Source organism: Paenibacillus sp. EZ-K15 (genome assembly GCF_002573715.1).
Lineage (GTDB): Bacteria > Bacillota > Bacilli > Paenibacillales > Paenibacillaceae > Paenibacillus_AQ.
This window is the reverse complement of the sequence record NZ_PDHM01000019.1, coordinates 95007-119365: the sequence shown is the minus strand read 5'-3', so window position 1 is coordinate 119365 and position 24359 is coordinate 95007. Positions and strand designations below refer to the sequence as shown.

Here is a 24359-nt window from a genome sequence, read left to right as displayed (position 1 = left end):
CAGGCAGTCGGTCGGTGATAAGGGGGTGTAACTATGAGAGTTGTAAAAAAAGCGGAGGAACGCAGGAACGAAATCCTTGACGCAGCGGATGAACTTTTTGCCCAGAAGGGCTTTGACGGCACGAGTACAAACGATATTCTCGAAAAGGTCGGGATTGCGCGGGGAACTTTGTATCATCACTTCAAGTCGAAGGAGGATATTATGGATGCGTTAATTGATCGGTATAGTGACGGTCTTCTGGATGCGGCGCAGGTCATTGCCTCCGACAAGACGATACCCGTAGTCGAACGCATTATCCGCGTTGTGATGGCTCTGAACTTAAGCGGCGGAAGCAGCAAGGAAATTATGGAGCATATTCACAAGCCGCAGAACGCCCTGATGCATCAGAAAATACAAAAGGTCATCATCAACGGCGTTCCGCCGATCCTGACGGAAATCATCCGCGAAGGCATTGAGCAGGGGATGTTCAGCACACCGTATCCGTATGAATGCATGGAAATGGTTGTGATCTATGCGAACACCGTGTTTGATGACGATATGATTACCTTGACGAATGAGGAGCGCGGATCACGAATGCTGGCCTTTGTATGGAATGTGGAAAGGCTGCTCGGCGCAGCGAGCGGAAGCCTTATGGACGTTATGCAGATGTTTGGTGGAGGAGATGAGAACAGCCATGAATGAATCAGGGAAATCTTTCAAGAAATTTCTCCTACTATGGTCGGGACAGCTTATTTCAACCATAGGAAACGGGCTCACATCGTTCGGGCTTGGGATATATGTTTTCCAGCAGACGGGAAAGGCCTCGGCCATGGCTCTTGTTACCTTGCTAGCGTTCATGCCGTCATTACTCTTAAGCGCATTTGCCGGAGTGCTTGCAGACCGCTATGACCGCAGATTGTTAATGGTGCTAGGCGACAGTCTTTCTGCGATCGGGCTTGTATTCATCCTCATCTGCATGCTTCGCGGAGAAGCACAGCTGTGGCAAATTTGTGTGGGAGTTACCATAAGCTCGATGTTTTCATCACTGCTTGACCCCGCATACAAGGCTACGGTTACGGATTTGCTGACGGAGGAGCAGTACACAAGGGCAAGCGGTCTTGTCCAAGTGGCAGGATCGGCGAAATTTTTGATTTCGCCGATCCTTGCGGGATTCTTGCTAACCGTTACGGATATAAAGCTGCTGCTTGTCATCGACATTTGCACTTTTTTTGTCACCGTTGCAACTACGCTTGCCGTCCGCAGTGGCCTTGCCTCCAAGACATACGAATCCACACAATCATTTATCCACGAAATCAAAGTCGGTTGGAAGGCGGTCTCTGCTAACAGAGGCGTACTTGTTCTTGTGATCATGACATCGGTGCTGACATTTTACCTTGGAGTTATTGAAACACTCACCATTCCCATGCTGCTGACGTTTACAAACAGCTCCGTCGTAGGGATGATAGAAACCATTGTCGGTTCGGGAATGCTCGTATCCAGTGTCATTATAGGATTTCTCCCCATTCAAAAGGGTTATGTGAAAATTCTTTCGATTTCTTTGTTTGGTGTAGGCGTGTTTATGGCGGCGTTCGGATTTCGAGAACATATTGCCTTGATCTGTGTTTCGGGATTTCTGTTTTTTGCAATGCTTCCGTTCGCCAACACAAGCCTGGATTTTCTAGTTCGCACCAACATGGATAATGCCGTTCAAGGGAGAGCTTGGGCACTGATCGGAATCCTTTCCCAGCTTGGATTCGTAGCGGCGTATGCGCTTTCGGGTGTTTTGGCGGACTTTGTGTTCACCCCTTTATTAGTTGAAGGTGGGGGGCTTGCTGACAGTGTGGGAAAAATCATCGGTACGGGACTCGGCAGAGGGATGGGGTTTCTCATTATCATCGCCGGGCTGCTGTTATGTGTAACGTCCGTCATTTTGTATAAGCTAAAGTCGGTTAAAATGCTTGAAAACAGAGGTGTCTTATGTACTCCAGAATAATCCGCAATGATTTTTTAAAAAGCAAGGCCACTACGCTAACAACCATGGTATTTGTCGCTGCTGCGGCAATGCTTGTTTCGCTTGCGGCGATCCTCGTCGTCAATCTTTCGGGTGCACTGAACACATTGATGACACAAGCCAAAACCCCGCATTTTATGCAGATGCATTCGGGTGAAATAGATTCTGCGCGGCTTTCAGCTTTTGCGGAGCAGCATCACAATGTGGATGATGTTCAAGTGATGGAATTTCTCAATATCGACGGTGCGCGGATACGATTAGGCGAGCATTCACTTGCGAACAGTGTCCAGGATAACGGATTTAGCATGCAGAGCCAAAAATTCGATTATCTTCTTGATCTCGACGGTAACATTATACAACCCGCCATCGGCGAGTTGTATGTTCCGGTAAGCTATATGAAGGATGGCACCACCAAGGTCGGTGATCTGGCGGTCATTAGCGGGAAGGAGTTTATCGTTGCAGGATTCCTCCGGGATTCCCAGATGAACTCCACGCTCTCCTCCTCCAAGAGATTTCTTGTACATAAACATGATTACGCGGAAATGAAGAGCCTCGGCAGCACGGAGTATCTGATTGAGTTTAGATTAAAGGATTTATCCGAGCTCGGTTCATTTGAAGCGGCTTACGCCTCCGCAGGACTTGAAGCAAACGGACCAACCGTTACATATAAGCTTTTCAAAATGATGAACGCACTTTCCGATGGGTTGATGATCGCGGTTATACTTCTTGTGAGCGCGCTTGTCGTGGCCATCGCATTGATGTGCATACGATTTACGCTCCTGGCCAAAATCGAAGAAGATTATCGCGAGATTGGGGTTATGATGGCAATAGGGCTGCGTGTTTCCGACATAAAGAAGATGTATCTTGCGAAATACGCAGCGATTGCCGCGGCGGGTAGTATGCTCGGTTTTGCGCTGTCGTTGATGTTCCAAGGCATGCTTCTTGAAAATATACGGCTTTATATGGGAGAAAGTGAAACTGCCGCCTATGCTTTGTTGTTCGGAATCATCGGCATATTGCTTGTATTCCTTGCCATCATCACCTATGTAAACACAGTGTTGAAACGTTTTCGGAAGATATCCGCTGCAGAAGCCATACGCTTTGGCACTTCACAGGAGAAAAACACAGGCGCCAAACGTTTTAATCTAAGTGGAAACAGGTTGTTGAATACGAATGTTTTCCTCGGTATCAAAGACGTTCTGGCAAGGAAAAGGCTTTATGCTACTAGCCTAACGGTGTTGGTGATTGCAGCTTTTATCATGATTGTTCCACAGAATTTGTACAACACTATCTCCTCTACAAGCTTCATCCAATATATGGGGATCGGAAACTATGATATACGTGCTGACATACAGCAGACCGATAACATTTCAGAGAAAACGGCTGAACTACGAAATGCGATGAGCAGCGACCGTGCCATATCCAAGGTTGCCGTCCTTACAACAAAAGTATTTAACATCAAAACAGAAAACGGTTCTGAGGAAAACATAAAAATCGAACTCGGTGACCATTCCGTATTCCCAATTGCCTATTCCAAAGGCAGAGCACCCGTCGCAAAGAATGAAATTGCACTGTCGGTTTTGAACGCGGATGAGCTGAGCAAGAAGGTTGGTGATGTCATTACGCTGGTGATGGAGGGACAGGAAAAAGATTTAACGGTAAGTGGAATCTATTCCGACATTACCAACGGCGGCAAAACCGCAAAAGCGGTATTCACCGACAATTCGGCGGATGTGATGTGGAGCATGATCAATGCTGAACTTTCGGATAAATCTCTTGTCGAGGCCAGGATTTCGGATTACGCGGACAGGTTTGATTTTGCTAAGATTTCAGACATTGATGAATTTGTTGCACAGACATTCGGCTCAACGATCAATTCCGTCAAGAAGGCTTCGGACGCTGCAGTTGTTGTTGCGCTGATGATATCGGTACTGATTACCCTTTTGTTTATGAAAATGCTTGTTGCTAAGGACCGATATTCCATTGCCGTTATGAAAGCCCTCGGTTTTACGAATTCGGACATAAAGGTTCAATATGTTTCACGTTCCGTATTTGTTCTGATTGTCGGCATTGTTCTTGGAACTCTTCTGGCGAACACGCTCGGAGAAATGCTTGCGGGTGCGGTTATCTCTTCGTTTGGAGCGTCGGCGTTTCATTTTGCGGTCAATCCGCTTTCGGCGTATCTGTATAGCCCGCTTATGATGATAGCTTCCGTACTTATCGCAACCATGATCGGCACATCGGGGGCAGGACAAATAAAAATATCCGAAAATATAAAGGAGTAGGCAGATGAAAAAGTTGATTATCGGAGATGATATCGTAAAATCTTTCGGCGAAGGCGGCGAACAGCGTAATGTTCTGGATGGGGTGTCCACCTATATACACGAGGGTGAGTTCGTGGCTGTTATGGGACCATCAGGCTCGGGAAAATCAACACTAATGTTTGCACTGAGCGGGACGGATGGCGTGAATGGCGGAAAAGTCGTTTTTGAGGATAAGGATTTATCGACGCTTGGGGAGAATGAGCTTGCAGATATGCGCAGAACCAAAATGGGCTTTGTGTTCCAACAGCCGACGATGCTGAAGAACCTGAATATCCTCGACAATATCATTCTCCCATCTATGCGGGATAACCGTAAAAACGCCGCGAACATTACGTCGAAGGCGAGGGAACTTATGAAAAGGGTTGGCATCGCAGAGCTCGAAAAACGCAACATCACCCAGGTTTCGGGTGGTCAGCTTCAGCGTGCGGGAATATGCCGGGCGCTGATGAACAACCCGAGCATTATCTTCGGCGACGAGCCTACGGGAGCACTCAACTCCATATCCGCTCAGGAAATGATGGACATATTCTCTGAAATTAATGCAGACGGTACCGCGGTCATGCTTGTCACTCACGATGCACAAGTTGCGGCACGGACGGAGCGCATTATGTTTATGCGCGATGGGAAAATGGTAGGCGAACTCAAGCTTCCAAAGTTTGCAGGAACGGATATGGATGGCAGGGTCAAGAAAGTTATGGTGAAAATGCAGGAGATCGGAATATAAATTAATAATGGATCTCTGTTTAACAAAAATATAAATACATTTCGTGATGTCATAAGACCAAAGATTAATGGTACGGTAGTATTGGACGCTCTGACGAGAGGAGAGACGCTTGATTGCTTTATCCTGTTTTCTTCGATGACGAATAAAATTCTAGAAAGGCAATGATAGATCGTTTTATTGTGAATTAATCTTCATTTATCTTAATTGGAAAAGAGGTTTTGAATCAATGAATAGCAATATTATTTGGGGGATAGTATTATTAGCGCTGAGTTTGTTTCTTAAGCCATTATTGGCGATTGTGGGGCTGAATGAAAGGTTGTTCGAATTGCATTGGCAAGGTGAAACTGTGTTTTCAATGAGTCCATTCTTAGTTCGGATTATTCTAGCAGTAATTGGGATTCTCATGCTTATCATCGGCGGTATGCAAGTTGCAAAGCAGAAGAATAAATAGTTGAAAGGATAGAGAGCCATTATGAGAAGATTCGTTCCAAACAAGAACTATCTCTCGGAAGTTTACTTAAGTGCAAAGGAACTATATCATACATAATTAAGGTTTTATGCAGATGTTCTCTGCCTCTTTTCAAATCAATCGTTGAAGCTTTGGAGGGTGAATGATATGCGGATCGAAGACATCTTTTCGGATCTCCCCACGCTAGAAACAGCCAGAACGATATTAAGAAAACTGAGGAGCGAAGACGAACAGGATATATTTCATTACGGATCCGATGATGACGTATCGAGATATACGGCCTGGCCGACGCATCAAACGATGGAAGATACCCGTATTTATCTAAACAAAGTGCTGCAAAAATACGCCCATCATGCTGTTGCCCCTTGGGGAATCGTGGACAAAGAAACCGGAAAAATCATTGGAACCTCAGGATTTATGGCTTGGGATGTCCGACATGCTAAAGCCGAATTGGGTTATGCCCTGTCCAAGGATTATTGGAATCGTGGTTACATGACCGAAGTGATCAGGACTATCATCTCTTTTGGATTTGAAAGAATGAAGCTGGTTAGAATCGAGGCAAGCTGTCTGCCGTCAAACCTAGGATCAGCCAGAGTGATGGAAAAGGCCGGCATGTCCTATGAAGGTTTATTAAGACAGACGATATTCGTAAAAGGGAACCATGAAGATCTGAAATTTTACTCTATTGTTGTGGATGACTACCGGAATCAGAGCAACTCCCGTTAACGGGCTGGTTGAATAACGGCCATCGTAAGAACCCCTCGTTCATGAACGAAGGGGTTTTACTTGGAATGATCGGTAGGTAAACCGATCACTTAGCTGATAGCCCGGCATACATGTTCCGGTACACGGCCGGGGTGAGGTGCTCGAACTTTTTGAACGTTTTAATGAAATAGCCCGTATCGCAGAACCCTAAATCATCGCTCACTTGATGGATCGGCGAATCGGTGGACTCCAGCAGCTGCTTGGCCCATTCAATCTTAAGCCTGGCGATGAAGACGGAGAAATTCTCTCCTGTTTCCTTCGTAAAGATGCGGCTGAAATAGCTGGGACTAATATGGCAAAGCTTGGCCATCTCCTTCAGGCTGAAATTCTCATGCTTATGCGCAAAAATATAGTCAAATGCGGGCTGAAGCACGGCATTCGATGAGACGAACCGCCCAGCGCCATTCTTCAATTTGGTATCGATCAGTGCTCCTGACAGCTCCTGCTGCATGGATTGGATGTTGCGGACCGCACGATCCGACTCGTTATAAGCTTCCATGGAAGCTGGCGCATCCATGTTGGAAGTGAGCACTTTTTTGTATAAATCGATCGTGGTATGCTTCTGAATCGCTTCCTCCACGATATAGGTGCTTAATTGCAGCAGCAGATCCACGCACTTGATCACCTCATCATAGGATAAGATGGGCAGTGCATCATAATCCCCTTCGAGTTCCTTAAACTTTCGGTTTGACTCCACATTGGGCGGCCGAGATACGATCTGCTCCAGCATCGGAGCATCAGATTCTCGGAGCTTGAGCTGTCCCGCCATGATCGCACCAAGATATTGGTTATCAATAATGATCGGGATGGCGATATCGATAATGTTGAAATGGCATAAATAGATGTATGGCTTGTTTTGGCGAACCGCTTCAATGCCAGCACGCGCGTCGCATTTTTGACAGTATGGAGAGAGATGGGAATCCTGGCGCACGCCTTGGCAGAAAGGCTGACAGTAGCTGTGCTTGGTGACGGGAACGCCCTTGTAATCGACCGTAAGGATCGCCATTTGGGTCACGAGCGATAAGGAATCCTGCAGCTTCTCCCATTTCTCCAAATCAATGATTTCTTCTAAATCATATCGGGATTTGGACATGACAACATTCTCCTATGAAAAGTTATAGAAACTCTACTGAATATTATAGCGAATGCTTCTACTGAAGAACAAGATAATACAATTTTCCATAAAGATGACAAAAAAACACGATAAGAAAACGCTTTATTCCGATCTCATTGTTTCATGCTTCCCGATTAAGTACAACCTATAATAATAAGTATAGTTTACTTAGGAGGAATGAACATGAGAAGAGCGTTTATCAGTCCCACAAAATATGTGCAAGGTGAGAACGAACTGTTGAATTTGGGTTATTTTGTAAAGACATTCGGAGAATCCGCTCTGCTGATTGCCCATCCCGATGATGTTGCACGGGTAAAAGACAAGCTGGAGTCAACGAAACTGAAATTTAATATAACGCTAGTTGAAAGCGGCTTCCGTGGGGAATGCTCCCGGCAGGAGGTTGCCAGATTGCAAGCTTTGGCGAAGGAGCATCAATGTTCTTGCACGATTGGCCTCGGCGGAGGCAAAGCGATTGATACGGCAAAATGCGTAGCCGAAGGTGAGGCCCTGATTGTTGTCCCTACAATTGCGGCGACCGATGCACCGACAAGCCATTCGGCGGTACTCTATACTCCGGAAGGCGAATTCGATGATTATGCTTATTTCAAACAAAGTCCTAGTGTCGTCATGATTGATACGACGGTTATTGCTAAAGCACCGACTAGATTCCTAGTTGCTGGAATGGGGGATGCGCTCTCTACCTATTTCGAAGCAAGAGCGACGGCTCAATCTTACTCCAATGTCAATGCCGGTCTGCCGTGCGGTGTTCGCGAAGGCGTATGCGGTGACGCCAAAGGGACGATTACAGCGCTGGGACTTGCCAAGCTATGTTATGAAACACTGCTCGAGAACGGGTACAGAGCGAAACTGGCCTGTGATCAAAATATTGTGACGCCAGCCTTGGAGAATATCATCGAGACGAATATTCTGTTATCGGGACTAGGCTTCGAGAGCGGCGGTTTGGCAGCGATTCACGCGATTCACAATGGCTTGACGGCTCTTGAAGGAACGCATCATTATTATCACGGCGAGAAGGTAGCCTTTAGTACGATTGCTCAATTGGTGCTTGAGAATGCCGACCGGGACGAAATGAAGGAAGTGCTGGACTTCTGTCTGTCGATCGGTCTTCCTGTATGCCTGGAGGATATCGGCGTAGAGCGTGTGACCTACGAGGAGCTGCTTGAAGTGGCCAAGAAGGCATGTATTGCCGAGGAATCCATCCATTCGATGCCATTCCCGATTTCGGAGGAGGCGGTAGCATCCGCGATTATGGCCGCTGACCAGTTGGGTCGTCAATACAAATTAAGTAAGGAGATATAAGATGAAGAAAATCATGAATAAGCCGGAAACCTTGGTTCGGGAAATGTGCAATGGGCTTGTGCTGGCGCATCCTGAGTTATCGTTCAACCCTAAATTCAAAGTGATTTCCAAAAAAGAGATCAACCAAGATAAAGTTACGCTGATCAGCGGCGGCGGAAGCGGCCACGAACCGGCTCATGCCGGATTCGTTGGAAGCGGCATGCTGGATGCGGCCGTGTGCGGCGATGTGTTTGCTTCCCCATCCCAAATCCAGGTGTATCAAGCGATCCGCAGCTCCGCGAGCAATCAGGGAACGCTGCTTATTATCAAAAATTACAGCGGCGACATCATGAACTTCAAAAATGCGGCCCACCTTGCAAGCGAGGACGGTATCCAAGTGGATTATGTGAAGGTCGACGATGACATCGCCGTTGAAGACAGTCTCTATACGGTAGGGAGAAGAGGGGTTGCCGGAACGGTGCTCGTTCATAAGGTAGCCGGAGCAGCCGCAGAAGCGGGACTGTCCCTGCCGGAAGTAAAAGAAGCGGCGCAGCATGCGATTAACCATGTTCGCAGCATCGGCTTCGCGTTTACCTCCTGCACCGTGCCCGCCAAGGGAACTCCGACGTTTCATATCGAAGATAACGAGATGGAATACGGCGTCGGCATTCACGGCGAACCGGGAATCCGCAGGGAGAAAGTTGTTCCTGCAGATGAGCTGGCCCAGCGGATGGTCACGTCTTTGCTGGACAACTTGCAGATGAATGATTCTGCGGAGCATGAAGTTGCCGTATTAATCAATGGGTTTGGCGGCACGCCGCTGCAGGAGCTGTACTTGCTGAACAATTCCGTGATGCGTGAATTGGCGTCCCGAAACAAGCGGGTATTCAAAGTATTCGTAGGCAACTATATGACTAGCATCGACATGGCAGGTGCATCGGTGACGATCATGAAGCTGGACGAGACGCTCAAGAAGTGGCTGTCTGCGCCATGCGATACGCCGGCACTGTCGGTTAAGGGATCTTTTGAGCCCGTGAACTATACCGAGGTTATTCAAGAAGAGAAGTCAGAGAGGGCAGTTTCGTATAAAAACAATACGGAAGCTGATGCTGCAGTGATTAAGAACAACCGCTTATCCTTGCAAAATATCGTATATCTGATCGATCAAATGAGCGAGGTCATCATCGAGAACGAGGTGCCGTTCTGCGAGCTCGACGCCCATGCCGGAGACGGCGATTTCGGCATGAGTGTCGCCAAGGGCTTCAAGCAGCTCAAGGCGGAGTGGGACGATATTCTGACCCACCATCTTAGCGATATCGGCAATTTCCTCGACGCCTGCTCGATGATCATCATGGAGTATTGCGGCGGGGCTTCCGGACCGATCTGGGGATCCGCATTCCGAGCGGCCAGTAAATCTGCCGGTCAGAAGCAGGAATTGTCCGTTCAAGAGGTCGCAGATATGATGCAGGCCGTTGTGAAAGGAATCCAGGATACGGGCGAAAGATCGTTCGGAAGAGGAGCTGTCGTCGGCGACAAGACATTGATCGATGCACTCGTCCCGTTCGCGGATTCCTGGACGCAGAGTGCTGCGCAGGGCGTGGACATAAAGCCGGCGGCGATCAAGGCGGCCGAGGCGGCGGTTCTCGGAGCGGAGAAGACGGCAGATATCGTTGCCCGAATGGGAAGAGCGGGCACGGTAGGCGAACGCAGTATCGGATACCCGGATGCGGGTGCTTACGCGCTCGGGGTTATTTTCACGGAGCTTGCTAAAGTGATGAGGTAATTGTGTGGTGTCATAATTAATGAGGAAATTTTTGGAATTAATGAGAGAAATTTTGCATAATTTAGCAGTTATTCAACCAACCAGCTCGAATACTGAACCCGACGAACTACCGATTATGAACTTCAAGGATGTAATGGGATCGTCTGTTCAAATCGAAAAACGTCTGTCCTCCATACTAACACTTTTGGAAATGGAGGGGGAGGAAGCTAGGTTTCGGCTCAATATTCAGGCATATAAAGCATAAAGGGCAGTGGAGAAATCTCCCTGCCTTTTTCATTGACAAATACCCCCAAACGAAAGAGGTTCTCGAAGCAAGGAATCGTATGCTAGGTGTGCAATGGAGTGAAGCTACTTTTAAAGACTTGGAGCATGATAATGAACTCCTAACCACTGTAAGCTCCTTATTTGAACGCTTCTTGGAGACCGCTCCGGATAATATGAAACAGATTAGCACGTATATTAGATCCAATCCACAAGACTTTGTAAAAATGGAAAGCTAAAATCAGCCTGCAGCCACCCTGCAGAAATTGAACAAGATGTGCCGGATGCCTGCTCCTTGCATGTGAATGTCGGAAATGCAGTACGGCTGAAGCAGGATTTTGCTTATTACATGGCAGTAGCTTCAACAGAACTCTGTCCAGAAAACCTCTCGCCATTCATTGTGCCAGCTATGACATGGATAGTATTTGAAGTGAAGGTTCCCTGGGAGAAGGAAAAATGGCATCGCATTTATGGAGAATGGTTTCCTTCCTCTGGATACGAGCAAGTTGAGGGCCCTGTGATACAAGTTGGTCCTAAAATCGAAGCAGGTCTAGAAAAACAGTTGCTTACTGAAGAAAAAGAGAAAGGGCCATCCCACAAAGATCGGCCCTTTAACCTGCCGTTACGACCGCAACCGGCGAGAACGAATGAGAGATGACTAACGGGATATACGTTCTTGTCGGTGGCCAGATGTTAAGGATGGTCCTATTTTTCAGCAACGATCGCAAACATAGGTCTGTGACGGTTCAGGATTTTTTCTCCTGGACTATAAGATTTAGTATCGAATCCTTTATGGATTGTAATTTTAGTAAAACCAATAAATCTAAGCATTTCGCTATCCCATCCCGGTCTTCTTACGTAGGTCAATGGCAAGGTAAGCGCCAGTTGATCACCTTCTTCAATGTCTTTCACTTCGCGGTAGGGCAAGTAACCTTGCTCAATTGCTTCCTCCTGAGCTTTACGATAAAGCTCTGCCTCCTGTGGATTACTCAAAAACAAATTCCAATTTGCATCGAAAATAATAACTTGACCGCCGTCATTAAGCATCCCATACCAATTTTGATAGGCAGTGACAGGATTATATAGGAACCAAGTAACATTTCTGGAAATGATGATATCAAATGTTTCTTCCGGCTTGTATTCTATAATATCTGTCTCAATAATTTTGATGCTGCAGTTATATTTTTGCGCATTTTTACTAGCTTTAGCCACCATTTCAGGTGAAGAATCTATGGCTGTAACCTGATGACCCATACGACTAAGCAAAATCCCGAAAAATCCAGGACCAGTTCCAACATCTAAAACTTTTAAATCCTTTTTTCCGGATAAAAGATTACTCAGGATCGCTTGCCATTGATCATATGTATCGGTTGCAAATTCCGTATCTACGATTTCATCATAGACGTCTGCTCCTTTGTCCCAATAATCACGATATTGCTGTACGAGTTTATGCTCAGTCATTAATCGGTTCTCCTTTATAAAAAAAATCTTGCAAATCGTAACAATTACGATTAATAATATACAAAGATTACTCAGTATGCAAGTGATCATGATATTGACAGCTGTTTAATCAAAAACATCATAGAAGAGAAATAGGAGGAGCAGGGATGTTTGGGAGATTTAGATTCGGGGTTGTAGTACTTGTCGCATTGTTGGTACTTATGGGGTGCTCGCAAGAAAAACGGCCGATTTCTGGCAAAGGAGAGGACAAGCACATCGTTGTTGCAGTAACACAGGATGCTGAAGGAGATAAGCTTGATGCCTCGACTTACAATGGATCACGGCATACACATGCCGCTGTATATGACGCGCTTGTGGAATATGAAGGAGAAGGTAAACTTGCTCCTAGTTTGGCTGAATCCTGGGAAGTCTCCGATGACGGAAAGACCTACAGTTTTCATCTGAAAAATCAGGTGAAATTTTCTGACGGCAGTCCATTGAATTCAGCTGCGGTTAAGTTTTCGTTGGAGAGAGCGATTAGTAGAGAAGAGAATGCGACGCTTGAAATTTCCCGTTTACTAAAAAAAATAGAATCTCCTGATGATCATACCGTCGTACTTACTTTTGAAGAAACGGCAACTCAAGTGCTGTATGAGCTTAGTCAAGCAAGGCCATTTCGGATTATGAGTCCAAATGCGGTAACTCCTGCTGGAGATGTGAAGGGTACCTTCCAAAAAGCCATCGGAACGGGCCCCTGGAAAATAGGCAGTTATCAACAAGGGGTTGAGACGGTTCTGGTAGCAAATGAGCATTATTGGTTAGAGGAACCATCAGAGTATTCACTTGTTTTTAGAGTGATTACAGATCCTCAGGCAAGGGTATTGGCTCTACAGTCTGGAGAGGTAGATCTTGCAGGTGGGGAACTTGGCAATGTTCCGGTGGAAAGTCTAAGTGTTTTTCAAAATAACGATAAGTACGTTGTGGAAACTGGAACCAGCACCATGTCCTATTTTTTGGTCATCAACCAAAACAAAACATCTCTATCAGACAAGAATATTCGCCAAGCCATGAATTACGGAAATGATACGAGTAAATATGCAGATGGAACCGGTGATACAGTCAGAGGGTTGTTTCAAGAAAAAGTTGCGTTTGTAACCGTCGATAATCAGCCTTTCTATCCTTATAATCCCGAGAAGGCAAAACAATTGATTGAAGCCTCGGGTTACGAATGGAATGAGAAAACGCATCTTTATGAGAAAGATGGACAAGTCTTACAACTGCGATTGGTTATTCAAACGGAAGAATATCCAGAGTGGAAAGAGATGGCTGAAATTTTTCAAGACAACATGAAGCAGATAGGTATTCAAATTAACATTGTAAATCAGGAACGGGCAGCTTACTACGATACGCTATGGGGCAGCAAGGATTATGACCTGCTTATGTATCGAACGTATACAGATGCTCAATTGCCATATCGATTCCTGTCCTCATTATTCTACAATTCGTCATCTACACCGGGAGTTGCTTACCAAGACCCTCAATTGTCAGACTTGTTAGATCAGATTGCAGCTACGGTCTCAGTCGAGAAGCAGCAGGAGCTGTTCGACCAAGTGTTTCTTCGAATGCATGAGGAGGCTATGTCTGTGCCGATATATTATACCAAGCAAACCTTTGTTCATACACGTGATGTTGTTGACTTTTCTTTCAATGCCATTGAAGATGATCCGTTGAAATGGCATCACTTGAAGAAAGAAGCACAGTGATGCTGCGTTCCATAATGAATCGATTATTGATGTTAATGATTACCCTAGTCCTATTTTCATTGTTCGTTTTCACATTAATGCGTTTGGCGCCGGGCGATCCGGCGTCCATGATGTTGTTAGAAATCGGAGCCGTGCCGGAGCAATCGTTGGTAGCTGACTTACAGAAGCAATGGGGACTTGATCAATCGTTCATTCAGCAATACATTGCCTGGGTACTTCAGATATTTCAAGGTGAACTAGGAAATTCCTTTATGTCCGGAGAACCGGTGTTACATGAAATCACAAGCCGTTTAGAGCCGACGTCCAGACTCATTACAGGCTCCTTTTTAATAACGTTGTTCATTTCAATACCGGTTGGGATTTGGTTAGGATTGAATGAAGGCTCGTTTTCTGATCGAGTTGTTTATTCGGTAACCATTTTGGGGTTGTCAGTACCCTTATATTGGCTCGCTATTCTACTAATGTATGCTTTTGGAGTTATATGGACTATTCTTCCAGTTGTAGGCAGCTCTTCCGTATTACATTATGTACTTCCGATAACAGCTATTTCGCTGGTACAAAGTGTTTACTTCGTTCGGATGGTACGATCCTATACCATTCAGTACAGTAAATTCTCCTATATTGAGGCGGCAAGAGCTAGAGGTTTGCGCCCCTCGATCTTTTATCCATCTTATTTATTTCGCTCCATGTTCATCCCAATACTGACGCTAGTTACGACTAGTTTGCCTGGCTTTTTTGGAGCTTCCATCATAACGGAAACTATTTTTAGTTTTCCAGGGTTCAGTAAATATATGCTAGAGGCTATTTATCGCCGTGATTTTCCAGTCATTCAAGGGAGCGCGATCTTAGTGGCTGTATTTATATTTGTGTTTAATTTTGCTGCTGATATTCTATATTTCTTTGCCGATCCACGTATTCATCTAGACAAACAGAGGTGGGAATTATGATGAATCTCATCCGAGCGAATAAGCTTCCAACAACAGCGTTGTTGTTTATTGTGATTCTCATGATTACAGGACTCACCGCATCATGGATTTCACCTTATGACCCATTCCTTACCAATCACGATCAAAAGCTTCTTCCCCCAAGCCTCTCACATCCGTTTGGAACGGATTATTTAGGAAGAGATTTATTAAGCCGCGTGATACACGGTATCAGGGACTCCGTGTTTCCTGTTTTTGCAGTTCTCAGCGTGGTCATGCTGATCGGACTCTTCGTTGGCACCCTGAGTGCTTATTGGGGAAATAAACTTGACATGTTGATGATGAGTATAACGGATATATTTACGGCATTGCCGAGTATCCTGCTTACCATTGTGGTTGTTGGTTTTCTTGGTTTTGGCATGGAGAATGTTTATTTCGCGGTTATTCTTTCTTGGTGGGCCAAGTACGTGAGATTAATCCGAGGTTTGATCCATGATGTTAAAAAGGAACCGTATATTATCGCTAGCCGGGTAAGCGGATCATTTGGAATGAGAACCGTGATAAGACATATGATACCGAATATCTCCCCACAGATTGGTACCATGTTGATCCTGGATGTAAGTAAGGCGATTTTGACTTTGTCCGGTTTATCCTTTTTAGGAATTGGTGCACAGCCTCCCTCACCTGAATGGGGGGTTATGTTATTGGATGGGAAAAATTATTTACAGGTTGCACCATGGATGGGATTTTTCCCGGGCTTTATGATTTTTCTAACAGCCTGTTCGTTTCAGATTGTAGGCGAGCGACTCAGGAGGGAGAAATAAATGGAGGCAGTCGTAGAAATAAAAAATCTGAATATTAGAAGTGCAAATGGTCAGACGCTTGTACATAACAGCAGCTTTACTCTGGAATCAGGGAAAACTTACTGTTTATTAGGAGAGAGCGGAAGCGGTAAAACGTTAACAAGTAAAGCTATTTTAGGAATGCTTCCCGCTGATTTGCAAATGTCAGGTGATATCATGTTCCGGGGCAAAAAACTGAATCTTTTATCCAAAGGGAGCTGGCGTAAAATCAGAGGGAAACACATTAGTGCCATTTTTCAGCATCCTGAACAAGCACTGCATCCATCGATTCCTATTGGCAGGCAATTCAGTGATCTTATGCGAAGTCACTTGCCTGTTTCAAGATATGAGGCAGAGAAACAAGCGGAGAAGATGCTATCTCATGTGCTCTTAAAAGATACGGCGCATGTAATGAAAAGTTATTCTCATGAGCTAAGTGGTGGAATGAATCAACGTGTCATGATCGCCATGGCGCTTCTGCTAAAGCCTGATGTCGTCATCGCGGATGAGCCAACGAGTGCACTTGATATCACAACACAAGCTGAAATCATATCCCTTCTGCATCATCTGATTTTGGATCTAAACATGAGTATGTTGTTTATTACTCATGACTTACTCCTTTCAAGTTATCTTGCGGATACGATTGGTGTTATGCGTTATGGAGAAATCATAGAGCAGGGAAGCACTGAGAGAATTCTAGGGCAACCTGTGCATGAATATACCAAACAATTATGCACGTATCGATCTCAGAGGTTTCTTAGCAAAGGAGGTGTATGACCCAGTGCTTCAAGTTCAACAGGTGTTCAAAGAAATCAATGGAAGGCAAATTCTGAAGGACATCAATTTTAGTATAGAAGATGGTGGATCTCTAGCCATCGTAGGTGAGAGTGGCAGCGGCAAATCAACGCTTGCCCAGCTGATTATGGCCTTAAAACAACCCACATCCGGTCAAATTATATTTAACGGACGGAACTTACCCAGCAAAGGAATAAAATCGTATAAAGCATGGTATCGCGATATTCAGATTATTTTTCAAAATACAGCCTCAACATTGAATCCTTCAATGAGCTTGTTTCAGTGCCTGGAAGAACCATTAATTAACTTTACAAACCTGAATAGAACGGAACGTAAAAACAGAATTTTAGAGTATTTAGGCAAGGTGGGGCTTCGCGAGGACCTTCTTAGAAATCGGCCAGGTAAATTAAGCGGGGGCCAGTATCAAAGAGCTTGCCTGGCTAAAGCGCTGATGATGAATCCCAAACTGTTGATTTGTGATGAAGTGGTTTCCAATCTTGATATCGTATTACAGCAGCAGATGATAGAACTGCTAATGTCAATCCAGAAGGAACAAGGGTTGTCTCTTCTGTTCATTACCCATGACCTCTCACTTGTACCCGGACTGTGCACAGATATTTTAGTTATGAAAGACGGGAAAAAGGTCGAGCAATTTAATACTACTGACCTCCATCATGAAAGAGAGCGAGATGCCTATACCATTACATTGCTTAAATCAACCGAAATGCTTGAAACTGCATGGAAGAAATATTTATAAAGTATCAAAACGGATATCTACCAGTTGCTAAATGTCTTTCTCAATAATTATGGAACTTAACCTTGAAAATATTAGCTTTTTTCTGTTGTTTTCTCAAAAATTACGACAACACACATTCAAAAAAAGAGGCGCGGCAGCCGGCAACGATCGGCTGCCGTTTGGTTTGTATAAATTCTGTAGTGAAATCTAATGGATAAGGGTGATATAACAGGGGGGAGAGGTAATAATGCTAGAAGTGATGTTATGTAAAGATTGCTGGGTTTGTTGCAATCGATGAATGGCCAAGATATGATTTTTGAGATTCATTTTGAACGATTTTACAAATTCTTTACAACTTGATCTAACTTCCAATACATCCAAGTAATATTCTAACAATGGTCGAATGCATGTCAATATGATCGGTTTTATTTAAAGGAACATTTAAGGAGATTGAAGGATGAAAATATCGCGTTATGTATGTAAGGAGAAATCTTGATTGCGGTCTGTATTCCATTTTGTCAAAGTATACTGTATTCCTTCCGATGCCGAGTACCTCCAAAAATTGACACCGGGACCTCCTTCGACAATAAGTCCTGATTTTGTTAAGCTATTTCATAGGAAGTAATATCTAACCTAAAATGTTTGACACTTGGACAGAGAACTGGATTTAATATCGAAAATCAATATGCCATGTTTGCTAAGTGAAATTTTAGAAGCAGTCCCTATAAAAAACTGGGGTGCTTCTTTTTCTCGCTGGATTATGCGGATATCCCGTGTAACTGCGTTGAATTGCGGAGAATTCTTTTCAGTCTAGAAGTGTATCGTGCATACTCAGTAACAGAGTATAGAATTTTAAGTCAGGAGATTTATGAAAGATGGGAAAGAGAATATTGATCGTCGAAGATGATCTTCACATATCCAATATCGTTAAAATGAATCTAAACCTCGTAAACTATGTAACGACTGAGGTATATGACGGAATGGCGGCGTTGGAAGCGATAGAGCGAGAGAAGTTTGATCTTATCCTGCTGGACATCATGATTCCGAAGCTGGACGGCTTTGCGCTGATGGAAAAAATACAGCCCTACCGCATACCAGTTATATTCCTAACTGCGAAAAACTCCGTGTACGATAAGGTGACCGGACTTAAACTGGGGGCGGATGATTACATGGTCAAGCCCTTTGAAGCAATCGAGCTCTTGGCACGGATTGAAACGGTGTTACGTAGATACGGCAAAGAACAGACCGTGATGGAGTTTCATAACGTTCAAGTCACCCTAGACAAACGAGAGGTGACCATCTTTGGCGAGCCGGTTGAACTGACACCGAAAGAATACGATTTGCTGGTTGTATTACTGAAAAACAAGAACATCGCTCTATCGCGGGAGCAGATTATCGATAAAGTATGGGGCATTGACTATTACGGTGAAACAAGAACGGTCGATATGCATATCAAATCGCTGCGCAAAAAGCTTCAGCTTCAGCTTCAGGACCATATAAAAACGATCTATAAAATCGGTTACCGGCTGGAGGATTGATTGATGAAGTTTTGGCAGAAAATCTATTTGTTTTCAATTCTGTCCTTTGTTCTTATTTTTAATGCGGCTTCCATAATAGTCATTGAGCAAAATCATAGCAAGATGCTGCGGCAGGAAATCAACGGCACATTGAGCGAGAACATGAACATTCATTCTAGCGTCGATGCGATCGTTCCGATTTTCCGCATCTATGATTCCATTGATTACGAGAAAGCCGTGTTAACGAACATCGCCAAAGAATTTGTCGAGAAGAATGGTGACCAACGCACATATTTGCAAATTTTGAACGTAAGCAATATGGAGATTTTCAACAATACCGACTTCAAAATACCGGTGCATCGTGAGGAATTGGACAAGTTGGCTGCTGATGAAATCAAATATATTATAAGGGATATCGACAGGCGTACGATATTATTTACAATCAATATAACGGATATTAATCGTAAAAGTTACGTGTTCACCTATATGAAAGACATTACTTCCTTGTACCGGGAGCGCGCGGAGCAGTACCGTTTTTTCGTTAAAGTGGATATCGCCATATGTTTTATTTATATGCTTGTTATGTTTTTCGTAAGTAGAGGGCTGACGAAGCCAATCAATCACCTCAATCGCACGGCTCAAGTTATTGCAAAGGGAGGTTATTCGGAACGTGTTCATCTGAAATCGAAGGATGAAATAGGCGTTCTTGCACGTAGTTTCAACAATATGGCTTCGGTTGTTGAGAGAAAAATCAATGACCTGGAGCGGCATAATCAAGAGAAACAAAGGTTCATCAACAATTTTACCCATGAATTAAAAACGCCGCTAACGTCGATTATCGGATATGCGAATTTCCTGAGGACGACCAAATACAACGAAGAGCAGTTTCTAGACGGGTTGGATGTTATTTACTCCGAGGGGAAGCGACTGGAGTCGCTTTCATTGAAGCTGATGGACTTGATTTTGCTTCAGGAGGAACATTATCAGATGGAGGAATATGATCTGGGGGCTATCATCACAGAGATCCAACCCGCGCTAGAGATGAAAGCCAAGGAGAAACAAGTTGCGATTGTCACTGATTACGAAAAGGGCAGATTGCTGCTGGAGAAAGATTTGATAAAAATCATGATCTTCAATTTAGTAAACAATGCCCTCAAGGCATCTGACGCAGGGCAAAGCATTACGATCCGAACTCAATGGCACGGCAGCCGTTACGTTCTCGAAGTAATCGACCAAGGCATCGGTATTGCCAAAGAGCATCAAGACAAAATTTTCGAACCGTTCTACATGGTAGATAAAGCTAGAACGAGAGCCAACAATGGAGCTGGCTTAGGCCTTTCGATTTGTCAGGGCGTGGCGAGCATACACCATGCCGTCATTGAAGTGAGTAGTGAAGAGAATCAGGGCACGACGATCGGAGTCATCTTCGATCAGAGCGGTCGAAAGGCAGGGTGAAGCAATGAAAAAGCTCAGCGTCCTTATCGTATCTGTGGTGTTCATGATCTTGACGACGGGGTGTGGGGCATTCTATAAAACCATCGAAAAAGATACCGTTATGGTTAAAAAAATAAACAATGAGGACAAAAGGAGTGAAGTGCAGTACGAAGGTGCACTCTCTCAAGATACTGCGAAGACGCTAAGCGTCAAAGCGGTCAACAAATATTTTAATGAGAATTTCACGGTAGACGAATTCAAGTTTGAGTTGATGGTGGTAGATCAGAATAAGCTGAAAGACTCAGTTGAAAACAGTGTCAGTTCACAGCAGAATCAGAAAGATAAGAAGGATTTCGAAACGGAGCTCAACAAAGTTCCTAATGGCCTATTTTATTTGACACTAACCGGTTCTTCCAGTCGCGATGGAGTATATGATGTCGTCTTGAATGCAAGAAACGGCGATGTGCTTAAAATCTTTAAATACCCGACTGATGACGGTAGTAAGAGTATAGATGGAAGTATGTTTATTGAACAAATAAAAAAAACTGCCGATCGGTTTATTCAAGGAGAGGGAAGTTATGCCTTCTCTGATCTAACTATGGATTTTCGAACGATTCGCTCATATTGGGCGGAAGTGTATTATAGGAGCAACAATGGCAAATCATTGAAATATCATGTCATTGTTCAATTAAAAGATATGAAAGTGTTAGGATTCAACAAGGATTTAATGGCGATGCTCAATTATTCTACAGGGATAACATACTATCAATACTACAGGTACTACTAACATTAACCAGACAGGAACTAGTTGCTAAAGCAACTAGTTTTTTTACGCTGTTCCGACTAAAAACGTTAACATTAAAAGTTCACTTCTATCATGCTAATTGACTGGTGAAAAAAGGTATTGGGCAATTTACAACTTCATTACAACTCCATCTTACTTATCATATATTGGATTATTATGCTGAATGTATACCTAAATACACAAAAATTTTCGGGAATGGAACCCCGATTCACAGAGTATTGTGGGCTATTTTCAGAGGAAAGATTAGGAGGAGTAACATGGTTGGGATTGGAAGAGAAAATCAAAATAAACGAGCAAAAAAAAAGAAAGCATGGATATACGCTTCTATCAGCATTGGCGTTTTATTATTGGGCATCTTCAGCCTCTTTAGCTATCAGGCCATTGGGGCCATTAATACTCTGGATAGTTTGGATAAACCGAAAGACACGATACCGATCGGACAGTATAAGGAAGATGAATCAATGAAACCCGTCAAATGGGAAGGTACTGAACGAGTCAACATCCTGCTGATGGGTGGTGACAATCGAGGGTTAAAGGAGAACGATAAGGCTCGTTCGGACTCTATCTTACTTGCAACTTTTGATCCTGTCACAAAAAAAGCTCATCTGCTGTCCATTCTGCGTGATACCTACGTCAGGATTGAAGGTCATGGCGAGGAACGAGTCAACACGGCGCTTGCTCTAGGCGGACCGAACCTTGCAATGAAAACGATTGGCGATTTGCTAGGCCTTGACATTCAATATTACGTCTATACGGATTTCGAAGGATTTAAATCACTTATTGATGCGCTTGGCGGCATCGATTTCTATGTTGAGAAAGACATGACCTATACCGATAAAGCCGACGGCAACCGGTACGATATTCACCTGAAAAAGGGGCAGCAAAAGTTGGATGGTGATAAAGCGTTGCAATACGTGCGATTTCGTCACGATGCAATGAGCGACTTTACCCGTACCGAACGACAGCGCAACCTGCTGTCGGCCGTAGCCGATAAGTTGAAGTCTGGTTGGAATCTTATGAGGATGAAGCAAATATTGGAAAGCGTGGCGCCTTACATCCAGACGAACCTGGACATCTCCGACATGTTGAAACTGGCTACGCTCGGTGTGGAGAGCCACATTGCCGGTTCCGCGCAAGTTCCGCCGATGGACCTGATCGAAGGCAAGTCAGTGAGGGGCGCCTCTGTGCTAAGTGTGAAAAACAACGAGAAGCTTCGTGCTTATGTGCAGGAAGTACTGTTGAAAGACGCCGAGGGATATATGGACTAGATTTCGAGCGCGCATACTCACTAGTTCCATTTGTCTTTTTTACGAAGTACCAGTTGGGTTCAATAATTTACAACTTCGTTACAAGTCCATCTCACTTATCATATTTTCGCGTACTATACTATTTCATACCCTACGATATTTGACAATATATCTTTGGAATTTACATCCCATCGGCCACGTTAAAACTACTTTATAAAGGGGAGGGTAAGTAGATTGAATAAGATTCATCCAAACAAGACTCTTGATGTAATGAAATACAAACGACGCTATATGCCGGGACTGGATGGACTCAGGGCTCTAGCCGTTCTCGCTGTCATTGCTTATCATTTTAACTGGGGCGTGGCCTCGGGGGGATTATTAGGAGTAGGCGTCTTCTTTGTACTCTCTGGCTACCTCATAACGGATTTGCTGGTGGAAGAGCGTAAAAAGAAGGGTCGAATCAACATGAAACAGTTCTGGTTGAGGCGTATACGCAGACTGTTGCCGGCCATGCTGCTTATGCTGTGCATTCTAACCGTTTATCTTACGATTGTTGATCCAGGAAGGCTGTCTTCAATTCGCGGGGATATTTGGTCTTCGTTAACATATACGAACAATTGGTATTTAATTTACCATAATGTATCCTACTTCGAAAGCTTTGGTCCCCCTTCACCTATCGGACATCTTTGGTCGCTCGCTGTGGAGGAACAATTTTACTTGATATGGCCGATTCTTCTCATGATATTGATTTCTACTTTTGCCCCAACGCGCGGCAAACTTTTTTTGCTAATACTTGCTGGAGCAGGAGTTTCGTTTGCATTGATGGTATTTTTGTATGTGCCAGGCACAGACCCGAGCCGAGTTTATTACGGAACGGATACGAGGGCTTTTGGACTGTTGATTGGAGCAGCACTTGCAATCGTATGTCCAAGCCACAAAATTGCTGAGCCATTTTCGCGAAAGGGAACCGCTAGGGTTAACTTTTGGGGAGTTGTCGGTCTTTGTATCGTGATGTATATGTTGACAAATACTGGGAAATACGACGAATCATTATACCGTGGCGGTATGGTCATCCTCTCTGTAGCATCTGCATTGGTCATTGCGGCTGCGGCGAGTCCGTTCAGTGCAGTAGGCAAACTGCTTGCCTGGAAGCCCCTTCGCTGGCTCGGAAAACGATCTTATGGCATATATTTGTTTCATTATCCGCTTATTGTCTTAACCGGTCCAGCAGATCCGAACGCAAGCCCGAATCTGATTCTCCAGCTAGCCCAACTGACGACAACTGTTATACTAGCCGACTTGTCTTATAGATTTGTGGAGGAGCCCATTCGGGACGGCAAGACAAACCATTTTAGGAAAGAGGTTAGATTTATGGAGAATTCAAAACCGATCAAACGTTTATTTATGCTGTTTCCCGTCGTTATAACTATCTTCATTTGTGTAGCTTGTGCACGAGCAGGAAATGAAAATAATAGATCATCTGAACCGAGAGAATCTGAATTAAGCAAGACTTCCATCGAAAATACGTCGAGCAATAATGTATCGCAAGGCCCAAAGTCAACACCCGAGGATGAGAAATCCTCTAAGTCATCCGTAGAAATTACAGCAATTGGTGACTCCGTGTTAGTCGGAGTAGCGTCTTATGTGAAAGAACTAGTACCCGAGATCAACATAGATGGTAAAGTAAGTCGGCAAATGTCTGAAGCGAATGATGTCGCTGCACAACTCGATTCGGAAGAAAAGCTGGGGAATATTGTCATCGTTGAGCTTGGCACGAATGGGCCATTTTCTTCCGAAAAACTCGAAGAACTATTCAATACCTTCGGCAAGAATCGGCAAATCTATCTGATTAACACCCGTGTGCCACGAGACTGGCAAGACTCAGTAAACAGAACATTGGCTGATGCTGTCAAGGGGCGTTCCAACGTCACATTGATCGATTGGTACTCGTTTAGTGCCGACAAACCTGAATGGTTCACAAAGGACGGTGTTCACCTGCAACCGGAAGGAGCTAAGGCGTACGCTTCACTCATTGCTAAGTCAATACAGACTAGATAGCATTAAATTGTTTTGCGAAATCTGCCAGCTATAGTGGAATAAGGGAAACAACCGTTACTTGCAAGGAAAT

Annotated in this window: 22 protein-coding genes; 20 read left to right on the top strand and 2 right to left on the bottom strand. The window is 44.4% G+C overall.

Annotated features, from left to right (window positions below):
- Positions 1-33: 33 nt before the first annotated feature.
- The 7 genes from CRG97_RS22710 (at position 34) to CRG97_RS22680 (ending at position 6233) form a co-directional block, all read left to right on the top strand.
- Complete coding sequence (locus tag CRG97_RS22710; RefSeq protein WP_098747692.1) at positions 34-681, top strand: TetR/AcrR family transcriptional regulator; 648 nt, start codon at positions 34-36, stop codon at positions 679-681.
- Entirely contained in the window at positions 674-1972 is a 1299-nt protein-coding gene (locus tag CRG97_RS22705) for an MFS transporter (protein WP_098747690.1), read from the top strand. Before CRG97_RS22710 ends, CRG97_RS22705 begins: the two co-directional genes overlap by 8 nt.
- Positions 1957-4275: an ABC transporter permease gene (locus CRG97_RS22700; protein WP_098747688.1), complete on the top strand. Its 2319-nt coding sequence runs from the start codon at positions 1957-1959 to the stop codon at positions 4273-4275. The genes CRG97_RS22705 and CRG97_RS22700 overlap by 16 nt, the downstream gene beginning before the upstream one ends.
- Before the next feature lie 4 nt (positions 4276-4279).
- Positions 4280-5038, top strand: a complete 759-nt coding sequence (locus tag CRG97_RS22695) for an ABC transporter ATP-binding protein (RefSeq protein WP_098747685.1) — start codon at positions 4280-4282, stop codon at positions 5036-5038.
- Complete coding sequence (locus CRG97_RS34295) at positions 5039-5203, top strand: KR domain-containing protein (protein WP_098747683.1); 165 nt, start codon at positions 5039-5041, stop codon at positions 5201-5203.
- Between the two features lie 61 nt (positions 5204-5264).
- Positions 5265-5489, top strand: coding sequence for a hypothetical protein (locus CRG97_RS22685; protein WP_098747680.1), 225 nt, complete (start codon positions 5265-5267; stop codon positions 5487-5489).
- 165 nt (positions 5490-5654) lie between these two features.
- Positions 5655-6233: a GNAT family N-acetyltransferase gene (locus CRG97_RS22680; protein ID WP_098747678.1), complete on the top strand. Its 579-nt coding sequence runs from the start codon at positions 5655-5657 to the stop codon at positions 6231-6233.
- A gap of 85 nt (positions 6234-6318) precedes the next feature.
- On the opposite strand, the gene CRG97_RS22675 is transcribed toward CRG97_RS22680, so the two are convergent.
- On the bottom strand, positions 6319-7365 hold the full coding sequence (locus CRG97_RS22675; RefSeq protein ID WP_098747676.1) for a PocR ligand-binding domain-containing protein: 1047 nt from the start codon (positions 7363-7365) through the stop codon (positions 6319-6321).
- Between the two features lie 204 nt (positions 7366-7569).
- Here CRG97_RS22675 and CRG97_RS22670 point away from each other — a divergent pair, with 204 nt between their 5' ends.
- The 3 genes from CRG97_RS22670 (at position 7570) to CRG97_RS22655 (ending at position 11387) form a co-directional block, all read left to right on the top strand.
- Positions 7570-8706, top strand: coding sequence for a glycerol dehydrogenase (locus tag CRG97_RS22670; protein ID WP_098747674.1), 1137 nt, complete (start codon positions 7570-7572; stop codon positions 8704-8706).
- Position 8707: 1 nt separating this feature from the next.
- The gene (dhaK, locus tag CRG97_RS22665; protein ID WP_098747671.1) at positions 8708-10468 is read left to right on the top strand and encodes a dihydroxyacetone kinase subunit DhaK; all 1761 of its coding nucleotides are present in this window, start codon (positions 8708-8710) and stop codon (positions 10466-10468) included.
- A 556-nt stretch (positions 10469-11024) separates the two neighbouring features.
- Positions 11025-11387: a GyrI-like domain-containing protein gene (locus CRG97_RS22655; protein ID WP_481856217.1), complete on the top strand. Its 363-nt coding sequence runs from the start codon at positions 11025-11027 to the stop codon at positions 11385-11387.
- Positions 11388-11434: 47 nt separating this feature from the next.
- Here CRG97_RS22655 and CRG97_RS22650 read toward each other — a convergent pair whose 3' ends face one another.
- A complete protein-coding gene (locus CRG97_RS22650) occupies positions 11435-12190 on the bottom strand; it encodes a class I SAM-dependent methyltransferase (protein ID WP_161952965.1) in 756 nt (251 codons plus the stop codon).
- A 146-nt stretch (positions 12191-12336) separates the two neighbouring features.
- On the opposite strand from CRG97_RS22650, the gene CRG97_RS22645 reads away from it, so the two are divergent.
- The 10 genes from CRG97_RS22645 (at position 12337) to CRG97_RS22600 (ending at position 24289) form a co-directional block, all read left to right on the top strand.
- Positions 12337-13932 carry an ABC transporter substrate-binding protein gene (locus tag CRG97_RS22645; protein ID WP_098747664.1) on the top strand — a complete coding sequence of 532 codons (1596 nt, stop codon included), beginning with the start codon at positions 12337-12339 and terminating at the stop codon, positions 13930-13932.
- Entirely contained in the window at positions 13902-14879 is a 978-nt protein-coding gene (locus CRG97_RS22640) for an ABC transporter permease (protein WP_098747662.1), read from the top strand. The genes CRG97_RS22645 and CRG97_RS22640 overlap by 31 nt, the downstream gene beginning before the upstream one ends.
- Positions 14876-15679: an ABC transporter permease gene (locus CRG97_RS22635; RefSeq protein ID WP_098747660.1), complete on the top strand. Its 804-nt coding sequence runs from the start codon at positions 14876-14878 to the stop codon at positions 15677-15679. The genes CRG97_RS22640 and CRG97_RS22635 overlap by 4 nt, the downstream gene beginning before the upstream one ends.
- Positions 15680-16474: an ABC transporter ATP-binding protein gene (locus tag CRG97_RS22630; protein ID WP_098747657.1), complete on the top strand. Its 795-nt coding sequence runs from the start codon at positions 15680-15682 to the stop codon at positions 16472-16474. It abuts the gene before it with no gap.
- Positions 16475-16478: 4 nt separating this feature from the next.
- Positions 16479-17249, top strand: coding sequence for an ABC transporter ATP-binding protein (locus tag CRG97_RS22625; RefSeq protein WP_161952964.1), 771 nt, complete (start codon positions 16479-16481; stop codon positions 17247-17249).
- Positions 17250-18103: 854 nt separating this feature from the next.
- Positions 18104-18766 (top strand): response regulator transcription factor, encoded by a 663-nt coding sequence (locus tag CRG97_RS22620; RefSeq protein WP_098747652.1) that lies wholly within the window; start codon positions 18104-18106, stop codon positions 18764-18766.
- Between the two features lie 3 nt (positions 18767-18769).
- Entirely contained in the window at positions 18770-20200 is a 1431-nt protein-coding gene (locus tag CRG97_RS22615; RefSeq protein WP_098747650.1) for a sensor histidine kinase, read from the top strand.
- A gap of 4 nt (positions 20201-20204) precedes the next feature.
- Positions 20205-20966, top strand: a complete 762-nt coding sequence (locus CRG97_RS22610; RefSeq protein ID WP_098747647.1) for a hypothetical protein — start codon at positions 20205-20207, stop codon at positions 20964-20966.
- A 275-nt stretch (positions 20967-21241) separates the two neighbouring features.
- On the top strand, positions 21242-22252 hold the full coding sequence (locus tag CRG97_RS22605; RefSeq protein WP_098747644.1) for an LCP family protein: 1011 nt from the start codon (positions 21242-21244) through the stop codon (positions 22250-22252).
- Positions 22253-22465: 213 nt separating this feature from the next.
- Complete coding sequence (locus tag CRG97_RS22600) at positions 22466-24289, top strand: acyltransferase family protein (RefSeq protein ID WP_237566547.1); 1824 nt, start codon at positions 22466-22468, stop codon at positions 24287-24289.
- The last annotated feature ends 70 nt before the right edge of the window (positions 24290-24359 follow it).

Coding starts and splice junctions, on each gene's coding strand:
- CRG97_RS22710 (WP_098747692.1), top strand. CDS start 34: ATGAGAGTTGTAAAAAAAGCGGAGGAACGCAGGAACGAAATCCTTGAC.
- CRG97_RS22705 (WP_098747690.1), top strand. CDS start 674: ATGAATGAATCAGGGAAATCTTTCAAGAAATTTCTCCTACTATGGTCG.
- CRG97_RS22700 (WP_098747688.1), top strand. CDS start 1,957: ATGTACTCCAGAATAATCCGCAATGATTTTTTAAAAAGCAAGGCCACT.
- CRG97_RS22695 (WP_098747685.1), top strand. CDS start 4,280: ATGAAAAAGTTGATTATCGGAGATGATATCGTAAAATCTTTCGGCGAA.
- CRG97_RS22685 (WP_098747680.1), top strand. CDS start 5,265: ATGAATAGCAATATTATTTGGGGGATAGTATTATTAGCGCTGAGTTTG.
- CRG97_RS22680 (WP_098747678.1), top strand. CDS start 5,655: ATGCGGATCGAAGACATCTTTTCGGATCTCCCCACGCTAGAAACAGCC.
- CRG97_RS22675 (WP_098747676.1), bottom strand. CDS start 7,365: ATGTCCAAATCCCGATATGATTTAGAAGAAATCATTGATTTGGAGAAA.
- CRG97_RS22670 (WP_098747674.1), top strand. CDS start 7,570: ATGAGAAGAGCGTTTATCAGTCCCACAAAATATGTGCAAGGTGAGAAC.
- dhaK (WP_098747671.1), top strand. CDS start 8,708: ATGAAGAAAATCATGAATAAGCCGGAAACCTTGGTTCGGGAAATGTGC.
- CRG97_RS22650 (WP_161952965.1), bottom strand. CDS start 12,190: ATGACTGAGCATAAACTCGTACAGCAATATCGTGATTATTGGGACAAA.
- CRG97_RS22645 (WP_098747664.1), top strand. CDS start 12,337: ATGTTTGGGAGATTTAGATTCGGGGTTGTAGTACTTGTCGCATTGTTG.
- CRG97_RS22640 (WP_098747662.1), top strand. CDS start 13,902: ATGGCATCACTTGAAGAAAGAAGCACAGTGATGCTGCGTTCCATAATG.
- CRG97_RS22635 (WP_098747660.1), top strand. CDS start 14,876: ATGATGAATCTCATCCGAGCGAATAAGCTTCCAACAACAGCGTTGTTG.
- CRG97_RS22630 (WP_098747657.1), top strand. CDS start 15,680: ATGGAGGCAGTCGTAGAAATAAAAAATCTGAATATTAGAAGTGCAAAT.
- CRG97_RS22620 (WP_098747652.1), top strand. CDS start 18,104: ATGGGAAAGAGAATATTGATCGTCGAAGATGATCTTCACATATCCAAT.
- CRG97_RS22615 (WP_098747650.1), top strand. CDS start 18,770: ATGAAGTTTTGGCAGAAAATCTATTTGTTTTCAATTCTGTCCTTTGTT.
- CRG97_RS22610 (WP_098747647.1), top strand. CDS start 20,205: ATGAAAAAGCTCAGCGTCCTTATCGTATCTGTGGTGTTCATGATCTTG.
- CRG97_RS22605 (WP_098747644.1), top strand. CDS start 21,242: ATGGTTGGGATTGGAAGAGAAAATCAAAATAAACGAGCAAAAAAAAAG.